Annotated in this window: 10 protein-coding genes and 2 pseudogenes; 3 read left to right on the top strand and 9 right to left on the bottom strand. The window is 66.4% G+C overall.

Going from position 1 to position 12207, the window contains the following annotated elements; genetic code table 11:
• Positions 1-176: 176 nt before the first annotated feature.
• Positions 177-941 (top strand): C39 family peptidase, encoded by a 765-nt coding sequence (locus tag AWC07_RS22035; protein WP_036416256.1) that lies wholly within the window; start codon positions 177-179, stop codon positions 939-941.
• Between the two features lie 60 nt (positions 942-1001).
• On the opposite strand, the gene katG is transcribed toward AWC07_RS22035, so the two are convergent.
• The 3 genes from katG to AWC07_RS22020 form a co-directional block, all read right to left on the bottom strand.
• The gene (katG, locus tag AWC07_RS22030; RefSeq protein ID WP_036416255.1) at positions 1002-3242 is read right to left on the bottom strand and encodes a catalase/peroxidase HPI; all 2241 of its coding nucleotides are present in this window, start codon (positions 3240-3242) and stop codon (positions 1002-1004) included.
• A gap of 33 nt (positions 3243-3275) precedes the next feature.
• Entirely contained in the window at positions 3276-3728 is a 453-nt protein-coding gene (locus tag AWC07_RS22025; protein WP_036416254.1) for a Fur family transcriptional regulator, read from the bottom strand.
• Between the two features lie 190 nt (positions 3729-3918).
• Positions 3919-4395, bottom strand: coding sequence for an SRPBCC family protein (locus tag AWC07_RS22020; protein WP_036416253.1), 477 nt, complete (start codon positions 4393-4395; stop codon positions 3919-3921).
• A gap of 230 nt (positions 4396-4625) precedes the next feature.
• Here AWC07_RS22020 and mmaA2 point away from each other — a divergent pair, with 230 nt between their 5' ends.
• Positions 4626-5489, top strand: coding sequence for a cyclopropane mycolic acid synthase MmaA2 (mmaA2, locus tag AWC07_RS22015; protein WP_036416252.1), 864 nt, complete (start codon positions 4626-4628; stop codon positions 5487-5489).
• Between the two features lie 435 nt (positions 5490-5924).
• Here mmaA2 and AWC07_RS29000 read toward each other — a convergent pair.
• The 4 genes and pseudogenes from AWC07_RS29000 to AWC07_RS22000 form a co-directional block, all read right to left on the bottom strand.
• Positions 5925-6042, bottom strand: a pseudogene (locus AWC07_RS29000) (glutathione-dependent formaldehyde dehydrogenase); the annotation flags it as partial.
• A 105-nt stretch (positions 6043-6147) separates the two neighbouring features.
• Positions 6148-7440 carry a cytochrome P450 gene (locus AWC07_RS22010; protein WP_036416250.1) on the bottom strand — a complete coding sequence of 431 codons (1293 nt, stop codon included), beginning with the start codon at positions 7438-7440 and terminating at the stop codon, positions 6148-6150.
• Positions 7441-7455: 15 nt separating this feature from the next.
• A complete protein-coding gene (locus AWC07_RS22005; protein ID WP_036416248.1) occupies positions 7456-8859 on the bottom strand; it encodes an NAD(P)/FAD-dependent oxidoreductase in 1404 nt (467 codons plus the stop codon).
• Positions 8856-9071 carry a ferredoxin gene (locus tag AWC07_RS22000; protein WP_036416246.1) on the bottom strand — a complete coding sequence of 72 codons (216 nt, stop codon included), beginning with the start codon at positions 9069-9071 and terminating at the stop codon, positions 8856-8858. Before AWC07_RS22000 ends, AWC07_RS22005 begins: the two co-directional genes overlap by 4 nt.
• Positions 9072-9319: 248 nt before the next feature.
• Between AWC07_RS22000 and AWC07_RS21995 the strand changes: the two genes are divergently transcribed.
• Positions 9320-10936 (top strand): PecA family PE domain-processing aspartic protease, encoded by a 1617-nt coding sequence (locus AWC07_RS21995; RefSeq protein WP_036412329.1) that lies wholly within the window; start codon positions 9320-9322, stop codon positions 10934-10936.
• Positions 10937-10981: 45 nt separating this feature from the next.
• Here the strand turns inward: AWC07_RS21995 and AWC07_RS21990 are convergent, their stop codons facing one another.
• Positions 10982-11644 carry a cutinase family protein gene (locus AWC07_RS21990; protein WP_051507929.1) on the bottom strand — a complete coding sequence of 221 codons (663 nt, stop codon included), beginning with the start codon at positions 11642-11644 and terminating at the stop codon, positions 10982-10984.
• Positions 11645-11743: 99 nt separating this feature from the next.
• Positions 11744-12207: pseudogene (locus tag AWC07_RS21985) on the bottom strand (hypothetical protein); the annotation flags it as partial.

The raw sequence follows: 12207 nt of genomic DNA, 5'->3' as shown, positions 1-12207 counted from the left end.
GGGGACTCGGGCCCTCGGCGACGCGGAGCAGCTGCTGGCGGGGACTCGGGCCGAAAAGTCGAAAGCAGAGCCGAACAGCGCTATCGCAAAGCCCAGGAAGCCCGCCGCACCGCTGCGGATCTGGTCAAAGAGGCGAAAGCACAACTGCGGCCAGACCGTGATCGATAATCAGCACCATGCCCGACGTCCGGATCGCAGCCGCCACACGCAATGCGGTGCGAGCCGCGTTCGTCGTGGCCGCTATTTCCATCGCCTCGGCGGCGTGTGGCCACCCTGCGCCGCCGGAGCCGTCGACGACGCTGTCGACGGTCACCGCCGGCGCCACGTCCACCAATCTCCCGGTAACGGCGTCCCCGACCACCGTCGCCGGCATGTACGGCGACCCGGTGGCGGCCGCCAGGTACTGGCAGCAGCAGTCGCTCGAGGACAACTGCGGGCTGGTTTCGGTGGCCGACGTGGTCGGTGAAATCACCGGTCATGCGCCGACCGAGCACGAGGTGATCGCGCTGGCGGAAAGCACTCCGTCGCAGACCAATCCCGGTCCGATCTATGCCCCCGCCAACGACCCGAGCCATGCCAACGGCACCGGGGGCATCGAGATGGCCGACGAGGTGGTGCTGCTGGCGCACTACGGCATCACATCCGTGATGACCGATACCACGCACCCCGATCAGACCGGGTTGCCCGCCCTGCAGCGGTACCTCACCGACAACCGCAAGATCATCGCCTGGGTCAATTCCGCGGTCATCTGGAACAGCAACGACCAGCGCGGCACGGCCGATCACTTCCTCGTCGTCACCGGGATCGACACCAACAACGAGATCGTCCACCTCAATGACCCCGGCGCCGACCACGCCGACGAGCAGGTCGCTGTCACCACCTTCACGACGGCCTGGCATACCGGCGGGGATTCGATCGTCGTCACCGCCGCCGCGGGTTGACCGAAAACGACACCCCGCGAACCGGCGGCTCGCGGGGTGTCGCTCGGTCACGCCGGCGGATCAGGCGAGGTCGAACCGGTCGTTGTTCATGACCTTGACCCAGGCCGCGACAAAGTCCTCGACGAACTTGCCCGCGTTGTCGTCCTGGGCGTAGACCTCGGCCAATGCCCGCAACACCGAATTCGACCCGAACACCAGGTCATTGGCGGTCGCGGTCCACCTCAGATCGCCGGTAGCCCGGTCATGACCCTCGTAGACGTTCTCCACAGTCTCCGAGGGCTTCCACTCCGTACCCATGTCGAGCAGGTTGACGAAGAAATCGTTGGTCAACGCGCCCGGCCGGTCGGTGAATACACCGTGCTTGCTGCCACCGTGGTTGGCACCGAGGGCACGCAACCCGCCGACGAGCACCGTCATCTCCGGAGCGGTCACCCCCAGCAGGTACGCCCGCTCGACCAACAACTGCTCGAGCGGAGCTTTCTCGCCAGGACGGATGTAGTTGCGGAACCCGTCGGCACGTGGTTCGAGCACCGCGAACGACTCCACGTCGGTGTTCTCCTGCGAGGCGTCGGTACGCCCGGGCGCGAAATGCACCGAGATCTCATAGCCGGCGTCCTTGGCGGCCTTCTCCACCGCCGCGGACCCGGCCAGCACGATCAGGTCAGCCAGCGAGATCTTCTTGCCGCCGGATGCCGACCCGTTGAACTCCTGCTGGACGCGCTCCAGCACGGGCAGCACCTGCTGCAACTCGGCGGGCTCGTTGGCCTCCCAACTCTTCTGCGGCTCGAGCCGCAGCCGGCCGCCGTTGGCGCCGCCCCGCTTGTCGGTACGGCGGAAACTTCCCGCGGCCGACCATGCCGTCTTGACCAGCTGCGGAACCGACAAGCCGGACTCGAGCACCTTGCTCTTCAGCGCGGCAACGTCCTGCTCGTCGACCAGCTCGTGGTCGACGGCCGGAACCGGGTCCTGCCACAGCTGCGGCTCGGCCACCCACGGCCCCAGGTAGCGGCTGATCGGCCCCATGTCGCGGTGCAGCAGCTTGTACCAGGCCTTGGCGAAGGCCTCTTGCAGCTCCCCGGGGTGATCCAGCCAACGCCGGGTGATGTCGCGGTAGATCGGCGACTCGCGCAACGAGATGTCGGTGACCAGCATCGTCGGGGCGCGGCCCGGCCCGCCGAACGGGTCGGGGATGGTGCCGGCACCCGCGCCGTCCTTGGCGGTGAACTGCCAGGCTCCGGCGGGGCTCTTAGTCAGCTCCCACTCGTAGCCGTACAGGATCTCCAGGAAGGTGTTGTCCCACTTGGTCGGGGTGGGTGTCCAGACGACCTCCAGGCCGCTGGTCATGGCGTCCTTGCCCTTGCCGCTGCCGTAGGAGCTCTTCCAGCCCAGTCCCTGTTGCTCGATCGGGGCGGCCTCCGGCTCGGGACCGACCAGCTCGGGATCGCCGCGCCCGTGGGTCTTACCGAAGCTGTGCCCACCCACGATCAGGGCAGCCGTTTCCTCGTCGTTCATGGCCATCCGGCCGAACGTCTCGCGGACGTCGATCGCCGCGGCGATCGGATCCGGCTTGCCCTCGGGGCCTTCGGGATTGACGTAGATCAGACCCATGGTGGTGGCACCGTAGGGTTGGGCAAGGTTACGTTCGCCCGAGTAGCGCTTGTCGGTGCCCAACCATTCGTCCTCCTCGCCCCAGAGGATTTCTTCGGGCTCCCAGACGTCTTCGCGGCCGAAGCCGAAGCCGAAGGTCTTGAATCCCATCGATTCCAGGGCGACGTTGCCGGCGAAGATGATCAGGTCCGCCCACGAGATCTTGTTGCCGTGCTTCTTCTTGACCGGCCACAGCAACCGGCGGGCCTTGTCCAGGCTCGCGTTGTCCGGCCAGCTGTTGAGCGGGGCGAACCGCTGCATGCCTTGGCCGCCGCCGCCGCGGCCGTCATGAATGCGGTAGGTGCCGGCGGCGTGCCAGCTCATCCGGATGAACAGGCCGCCGTAGTGGCCGTAGTCAGCGGGCCACCAGTCCTGCGAGGTGGTCATCACCTCGATGAGGTCGGCTTTGAGCGCCTCGACGTCGAGCTTGGCGAACTCTTTCGCATAGTCGAAATCCGGACCGAGCGGATTGGCCGCCGGTGGGTTCGGATGCAGCATCGACACGTCGATCTGGTCGGGCCACCAGTCCCGGTTGGTCAGCGGTGCATGCGCCTTGGGCTTGGGCGAGGCGATCGCCGGGTTTTCGCTGTCGCTGGTGCTCGCCGTGTTCGTATCCGGTTGCGGCGGGCGGCTTTCGGATGTAGCGGATGACACAGCATTCCTTCCATGGGGTGAAACGGGCTGCGATCACGGCTGTGATCGAGGTACTGCGGTCGAGCAGTCGGGACACAAGCCCCAGTAGATGACCTCGGCCTCGTCGAGAACGAAGCCATCAAGAACGTTGCCGCCGTCAGCCGGGGTCAGGCACGGCGCGTCGCCGACCGCACAGTCGATATCGGCGATGACTCCGCACGAGCGGCAGACGACGTGGTGGTGGTTGTCGCCGACCCGGGATTCGTAGCGGGCGACCGACCCTGAAGGTTGGATCCGACGGATCAGGCCCACCGAGGTGAGCGCGCTGAGCACGTCATACACCGCTTGGCGGGAAACGTCGGGCAAGCCGGCCCGAACCGCCGAGAAGATGGTCTCGGTGTCGGCGTGCGGGTGGGCGTCTACGGCTTCGAGTACAGCAAGCCGTGGCCGGGTGACACGCAGATCGGCTATTCGCAGCTTTTCTGTGTAGTGCGCCATTGACGCCACTTCGCCACTATGACGCCTTTTCTTGAATCAGTCAAGACTTATCGGGGTTGGAATTTGGCGAACCCGTCATGGACCGTGGCGGTCGGATGCAACCGGTTGGAACGACGAGCGTCGTTCGCCTCGGCTCATCGACTCATGAGTTCAATAGCCTTGCGGCGCAAGCAGTTGACCCGAGATTGCCGATCGCGGCTCAACTGGTGACCAAGCGCTCCAGGGTCTGCAGTGATGCGGTCAGGTAGGCCTCCGAAAAGGGCGGCATCCCGCCGACCTGATCGCGGAAACTCTGCGGAGTGCCACTCCAGTCGTAGGTGAGGGTGACGTCGGTGCACTCCCCGCTGGGGACGAGGTCGTAGCGCCACCACCAACCGCCGGCAACGTGGTTTCCCGCGGTGTCGAGCTGGCCCGGCATCCAGCCGATCGCGCGGTCCCGGTCGAAGACATTGACCACGTTGTAGGTGACGTAGTCACCGCCGGCTTGAGTCAGGTACATGTTCATCGCGAAGACCTGACCGCTGCCGGTGATCGGTGCGGCGTCTATCGCGTCGCGGACCCAATCGCCGGGCTCGGTGTCCCGATGGCGTGACGGCTCGGCCAGAACTGCGAAAATCTCCGCCGGAGTCGCGGCGATGGTACGGCTGACGACATACCGTTCGGCGTTCACGTTCATGCGTTGTCCTTGGTCGGCCGGCGCACGCGATTACTCGCCACGAAGATTCAGCCAACCACACCTGGAATTCGCCCGTCCTTACGCCCCCGCTCCGCTATGGAGCATCGCCTGGCGGGGGGACAAGCGAGCGCATGGCTGTCGGCTGGTTTGATTGACAAAACGGGGAGAATGCTGCAGACGGTGCACGCCACCCGCGGGGGCCTCTGGGGGGGCCGGAAAGGCACACGATCATGGCGCAGAAGCTGAGGCCGCATTTCGACAAGGTGCAGGCGCACTATGACCTATCGGACGACTTCTTCCGGCTGTTCCTGGACCCGACGCAGACCTACAGCTGCGCTTACTTCGAGCGCGACGACATGACGCTGGAAGAGGCCCAGATCGCCAAGATCGACCTGGCGCTGGGCAAGCTGGGCCTGCAGCCGGGCATGACGCTGCTCGACGTGGGCTGCGGCTGGGGCGCCACCATGCGCCGGGCCATCGAAAAGTACGACGTCAACGTCATCGGCCTGACCTTGTCGAAGAACCAGGCCGCCCACGTCCAGAAGACCTTCGACGAGCTCGACTCTCCGCGCAGCAGGACGGTGTTGCTGAAGGGCTGGGAAGAGTTCGACCAGCCCGTCGACCGGATCGTGTCCATCGGCGCCTTCGAGCACTTCGGCCACGACCGCTACGACGACTTCTTCGCCATGGCGCACCGGGTTCTGCCCGCCGACGGCGTGATGCTGCTGCACACCATCACCGGACTGACCCGAGAGCAGCTCAGCGAGCAGGGTCTGCCCATCTCGATCGACATCATCCGCTTCGTCAAGTTCATCGTCACCGAGATCTTCCCCGGTGGCCGGTTGCCGTCGATCGACATGGTGGCGGAGCGCTCGGCAAAGTCGGGATTCACGCTGACCCGGCGCCAGTCGCTGCAACAGCACTACGCGCGGACCCTGGACCTGTGGGCGCAGGCGCTGCAGGCGCACCAGGATGAGGCCATCGCAATCCAGTCCGAAGAGGTCTACGAGCGCTACATGAAGTACCTGACCGGCTGCGCCAAGGCGTTCCGCACCGGCTACATAGACGTCAACCAGTTCACCTTGCAGAAGTAGCGCTTGGCTCCGGCCCCGGCGATAGGTAGCCAATTCGCTTGGCGCACAACCTTTAACAGCCAGGCCCGACTGCCGTCGCTACCGGGCGGGACGCACCCGGCACCATTTCGGATGCAACGACACGGCCAAGAGCGGAGAACGAAGCATAACGATTCGGCGCCCGCCCTGGAATTGATCCGCAAGCGGATGCGAGTGTGTTGCGGTGAGTGTTGACGTAGGCGAGTTGGCGCATGGCTGGGCAGCGCACTGGGCGGACCGACCGCCCCGGCGCTGTGGGCGTGGCCACTGGCTGCTGCCCGGGCACATGATCGTGGCCACCATCCAATGTTCCTGCGGCCGGCACATCTGTTGGCAGTGCGAGTGCGGCGCGGCTACGTATGGGCCGGCTCTGGTCGAATCCTGCAGCCTTGCCGCCGGAGGGTCCGGCGACACTTAGCCGGCCCGGAATGTGTCGCGCACTTGAGGGTCCGAGCCGCAGGTGGTGCTGAGCCGTACCTCGACGATCACGTCATGCGGTTCAGGATTCCGGGTCGTTGACGGTCGCTACCGACAAGTCGTTGACGCCGTTCCAGCACTGTGCGCGCGGGCGAGTCGTCGGAAGTGACTGTGTGGACCGCTGCGTGCGGCGGCGTTCAGCCGCAGATCACGTAGGCAAGGCTCAGCCGGCGATCGTGACGTAATCCACCCAAAGGTGCCGGGGACCGCGGAACACCTGGTTGTGCCGATATGGTGGCGGATCGACCACCAGCGTCGGGGATTCGACACGGCGCAGCAAGATCTCCAGCGCCAGGTTGACTTCAAGGCGAGCCAACGGGCCACCCATGCAGGTGTGGATTCCGCTGCCCCAGCCGAAGTGCTCGTTGTCCTTACGTAACGGGTCGAAGCGATCCGGATTGTCGAACCGCCGCGGATCACGGTTTGCCGCCGCATAGATCAGGTGCACCGCCGCCCCTGCCGGGATCACCGTCCCGCCGACCTCGATGTCGGCGGTGGCGCTACGGCTGGGAAAAAACTGCACCGCGGACTGCAGCCGTTGTACCTCTTCGATGGCGCGTGGAATCAGCTCCGGACGTTGCCTCAGCAGATCCCAGGAACCCTGATTGCGCAACAACGTCATGACGCAGTTGGTGATGGTGTTGACCGTCGAGTCGTGGCCGGCGACCAACAGCAGCATGGCGTTCGACGTCGTCTCCGCCACCGACATCGGGCCGTCGGGTCCGTCGTCGTGCAAGAGCCTGGACAGCAGGCCCTCGCCCGGGGTCTCGGCGTACCGCTGTACCAGATCGCCCAGGTAGTCCAGCAATGCTGCGGTGCTGGCCCGGCCCTTCTCGGCCAGCGAGCGTCCCTGCTCGGTGGTGCCCTCGGGGCCGAGGTCGGTGCCCATCATGAAGTCGAAGATCCAGGCATGAAACATGGCCTCGTCGTCGACCGGCACGCCGAGGATCTTGCAGATGACCTCAACGGGTATCGGGTAGGCGAAGTCCTCCACAATGTCCAAGCGGTTCTTGCCGCGGGCTTTTGCCTTGTCCAGGGCCTTGTCCAGGGCCTTGTCCAGCAATTGGTTGGCCAGTGCGACGACGAACGGCTCCATGCCCGGGATCAGGTCGGGGGAGTGCGGCGGGCCGAAGTGGCGCATCACCTGCCGGCGGGCCCGGTCGTGATCGGGCGGATCGGAGACGATGATGCTGGCGTCGCGGCCGTAAGCCTTCATGTGCTCACTGCCGGGCTCTGGTTCGGGCTTGTTCGGACCGAAACCCGCGGGGCTTCGACTGATGTCGGAGCTGATCCGCGGGTCGTGGGCCAGGGCGAGCAATTCGTGGTAACCGGTGACGACGTAGGTCGCCTCGGCGACTTTGGCCACCGGAGTCCGGCGCAGCTCCGCGAAGTACGGGTAGGGGTTGGGCCGGTTCTCGAACTTCATCGCCTCGGCCCAGGCGGTTGCGGCGTCCATGGTCGTCTCCTACCGTCAGCGGGTTCGGGGGCGGAATTCGGCACCGCGCGAGGTCGGGTCGTGTCCGGTCAGCACCACATCGGGCAAAGCGGTCGGTTCGCGCGGGTCGGGGAACCGGGCCGGCATCGGCTCGCAGTTGGCTGGTCGGTCGTAGCCCGGCGGGGGCGGTGGGAACGGAGCGGACCGCTCGATGAGTGAGGCGTAATACGGCAGCCATTTACCGTGGTTGAACGTCACCGCGCCGACGATGCGCCCCCGGTGGCCGTAGGCGGCCGCGAAGCGGCGTTGCTCGACCGAGCCCTGGGTGAACACGATTTCGTCGCCGAACGAGCACACCCCGACGCTCTTGACGTTGACGCCGAACTGCCCGGACCAGAACGACGGCAGCGGCAGATGCGGGCGTCGTCCGGTTTCCAGGCTGATCATGTTGTTGGCCGCCACCTCGGCTCCGGAAACGGCGTTGTCCCAATGCTCTTGAGACATGAATTGGTATTCGTAGAGCACGTGCGGGGCGCGGGCCACGTCGCCGGCTACGAAGATGTTGTCGGTCACCACGCCGTTGATGTCGAAGGCGCGGCAGCCGGCGTCGCAAGCGACTCCCCAGAAGCCGCTGGCCAGCTGCGCGCCGTCGAGCCATTCCACGTTGCGGATCGAACCCAGCGAGGCCACCACCACGTCGACGTCGAGCACGCTGCCGTCGGAAAGCCGGGCCGCGCGGACATGGCCGTCGGCGTCAGCGTCGAGGCCTTCGACCGCCACCCCGGTACGCAGGTCCACCCCGGCTTCGATCTGCATCTGCGCGGCGATGTCACCGATCACCCCGCCGAGCGCCCCGACCAGCGGCGCCTTGCCGCGCTCGGCGACCGTTACCGGAAGGCCGAGTTCGCGGCACACCGAGGCGATCTCCGAACCTACGAAACCCGAGCCGACAATAAGCACCCGGCGCGGGCACGCCTGCAGCGCGGCCGCCAACTTCGCGGCGTCGTCACACGTGCGCACCGTGAACAGCCCCAGCAACGCCGCCTCCTCCGGGTTGAACCACGGCCGGGCCCTGGTCCCGGTGGCGATCAGCAGCCGGTCGTAGTCCACCTTCTCGCCGTTGGCCAGCAGCACCTGGCGATTGGACCGATCCAACCCCACCGCCGCCACGCCCAATCGCCACTGCGCGTCGACGGGACGCAGCCGGGGTAGTTTGGTGTGGTCGGCGCGCACCCAGCCCTTCAGCACCTGCTTGGATAGCGGCGGCCGGTCGTAGGGTTCGTGCGGCTCGTCGCCGATGATGGTGAGCGCTCCACGAAATCCGTTGTCCCGCAGGGCTTCTGCCGCACGCAGACCTGCCAGGGACGCACCCACGATGACGATCCGGCCCTGGGCCTTGAAGCTGTCGACGAGCTGGTCGACCAGTGAAACCGCGCTCATTTGGTGTCCCGGTCCGCCGGCGGGTCCACCTCGAGGATGATCGCCTGGACCGGGCACGAGGCCGCCGCGCGCAAGACCCGCTGGCGTTGCGAATCGTCGGGATTCGGGTCGTAGGCCAGCGCCTCCTCGCCGACGAGCCGCAGCACCTCGGGCGCCAGCGGGACGCACTGGGCATAGCCCTGGCACCTGTTGAGATCGACCACCAATCGCATACCCCGACCCTTCCGATCAACTCGGGTGCCGACACTACCTATCCGCACCTATCCGCCATCGGCAATTTCGTCACTGCGTGCAGGCCGCGCGGGCGCGCCGGTTGACTGAGCTCAGGAAGACGGCACGGGGTGCTCGGGCCGATTTGGGCCGCGATGTAGGCCGCTGTGCCGAAAACGCATATCCCGCGGCAGGACCTGGATACGCTTAGTGGCGCACACGGGTCGGTGATTGACGCGGAGGGAGCGGCGTGTCACTTCTGGTCGTGGCTCCCGAGATCGTGGCGTCGGCGGCAGCGGATCTGGAGAGCCTCAACTCGGCGCTGCATGCGGCGAACGCGGCGGCTGCCGGACCGACAACTGTGCTTGCGGCCGCCGGCATTGACGAGGTGTCGGTGGCGGTGGCCACCCTGTTCGCCGGGTTCGGTCAGGAATACCAGGCGCTCAACACCCAGGCCAATGCCTTTTTCCAGCAGTTCGTGGCGGCGCTGAACTCGTCGGCCGGGTCCTATCAGGCCGGAGAGGCCCAGGCTGTGTCGCTGTTGCAGACGGCACAAAGCGATCTGCTGGGCATGGTGAACGCACCCGCCCAGCTGCTGTTGGGTCGTCCGCTGATCGGGGATGGCGCAGCCGGCACGGCGTCGAGTCCGAACGGTGCGGCGGGCGGGCTGTTGGTCGGCAACGGCGGCAACGGTTATTCCCAGACGGCGTCGGGAGTGCCCGGCGGGGCTGGTGGTCCGGCCGGGCTGCTCGGCAATGGCGGCGCCGGAGGTACCGGCGGAACCGGAGCACCGGGCGGGGCCGGCGGTAACGGTGGCTGGCTGTGGGGCAACGGCGGGCCCGGTGGACCCGGGGGCGCGTCGCTTGCCATTGGCGGGACCGGTGGCGTCGGTGGCGCCGCGGGCCTGTTCGGTTGGGGCGGGGGCGGTGGTGCCGGCGGCGTCGGCAACGGCGGAATTCTCGGCACCGGCGGCGCCGGTGGCAGCGGCGGCTTGTTGTGGGGCAACGCCGGGATCAGCGGGCCAGGTCTGGACGGCCGAACGGTTCCGCTGACCATGCATGCCGTCACCGAGCCGGTGGTGTACATCTCCGTCAACGGCGGACCGAGCGTGCCCGTGCTGGTTGACACCGGCTCCGCCGGTCTTGTCGTCACGCCCAGCGAAGTGGGGGGAATATTCGGCCTCTTCCGCATGGGCTTGCCGACCAGCTTCGGACTCAGCGGTTACAGCGGCGGACTGACCTACCTCTATGCCACCTACCAAGCGCCGGTCGATTTCGGGAACGGCATCGCCACCCCGCCGACCAATGTCAACGTCGTCCTGCTGTCATTCCCGCAAACATTCTCCGGGTATTTCGCGCCCGCCGGTGTAAACGGTGTGCTGGGTATCGGACCCAACGCGACCGGCCCCGGCCCCAGCATTCCGAACCAGGCGCTGCCGGGCGACCTCAATCAGGGTGTGCTCATCAACATCCCCGAGGGCACCATGCGGTTCGGTCCCGATCCGCTGATCGGGGGAGACTCCATTACCGGATCGCCGATCGCGACACTGGGTCTCAAGATCGACACCGGCAGCGGCTTCGGGCCCCTGCAGAACGTTCCGATGATCGTCGATTCCGGCGGCGTGTTGGGTACCATGCCGGCATCGGTGCTCGGCACCGGCCAGGTTTCCGGGAACGTGCCGGACGGAACGCACATCCAGGTCTACACCAACGACGGTTCGACGCTGCTGTACGAGTACATCGTGAATGGGAACGGCCCCCGGGTCATTTCCAGTGGGCTGATGAACACCGGGTATGTGCCCTTCACGCAGCAGCCGGTGTATGTCTCCTACGCCCCGTCCGGTGTCGGGACGACGGTCTTTCATTAGCCGGTAGCCGGCCGGGCCCGAGCCGGTGGTCGGCTTGCCGTGCCGCTACGCGCGTTCGCTGCCCTGGCCGAGCTTGTTGGCGGCAAATGTGGCTGCCTGCGTTGTCATCCCGGACTGGATGTAGGAAACGTGCGCCATGATGTTTCCGCCGCCGGTGCATATCGGATCGTCGGGAGCGCACATACTGATGACCTTGGAGCTGTACAGCGGGTTGATGGTCGGCAGCGGTTGGCCGCCCCACAACATGCTCGAGAACCCGCTGGACGGCTCGCCGAAGAGGGCCACCGCGACCACATGATCGGCCATCGTGGGCGGCATCGCCGACGATGCCAAATCGATCACTCCCGCGCCCTGAGAATAGCCGCCGAGCACGATCTTCGCGTTCGGGCAACTCGCCGCGGTGTCCTGGATGTGAGCACTCGCATCGTCGGACCCGGCAGCCGCGCTCGCGTGATAGTCGTCGCTGGCGGGGTAATTCACCGCGTAGACGCCGACGGAACGCCCGCCGACCTGCGAGCTGAGCGAGTCGACGAATGCCTGGCCGACGTCCCCGAGACCGGGCGCCTGGTGGGTGCCCCGAGCGAATACCACCGCGACGTCGGAGCATAGGTCACCGTGAGCGGCGGGGCTGATGACGGCTGCGCTCAGCAGCGCCCACGCCGTCACAACCACGACACCAACGATGCGAGCAAGGCTGCGTGCAGTCATCCGCACATGCTGACATATCGCTGGCGAGCAAGGTGCCGGCGGGGTCGGGCAGCTATACCGCCGGCGCCGCCCAAGACGGTCGGCGAACCAGGACAACCCTCAATTTTGAACCAGCTGAAGCGAAGAACGCCCGGTTCGGACCGAAGGACCAGTCGGTAGGTGGGGGGCCTGGGTCGGTTTGCGGTCGATCTGCATGGCCGCCGCGCCGGCGTCCTGGTCTGCCATTCCAGCGATTTCGCGTGCGCTGGCGTTGTCCCATTCGTCGAGGCGGGCCAGGAAGAACGCTTCGGCCTCGTCGTAGCTGATGTTCTCGTCGGGGGAGATGCGGGCGACCAGGTCGGCGTAGACCCGGGCGGCTTGCGGGTCGACGAAGTCCCATTGCCCCAGCGGCCATTCCGCACTCAGATAGCCGGCCGCCGAATATGCCTGGTACAACGGCGTTCCCGGATACGGTGTGATCCGGCCCATGAACTTGAAAGGCTGGGTGTATTTGGTTGCCCGGAGTAGGCGGGCGGTTTCACGTAGCTCGTCGGGTCGCACCGTGGGGTGAAACATGATGGTCC

Origin of the sequence: Mycobacterium gastri (genome assembly GCF_002102175.1) — a bacterium.
Lineage (GTDB): Bacteria > Actinomycetota > Actinomycetes > Mycobacteriales > Mycobacteriaceae > Mycobacterium > Mycobacterium gastri.
The sequence above is the reverse complement of the archived record's forward strand: the minus strand, read 5'-3'. Positions and strand labels throughout refer to the sequence as shown.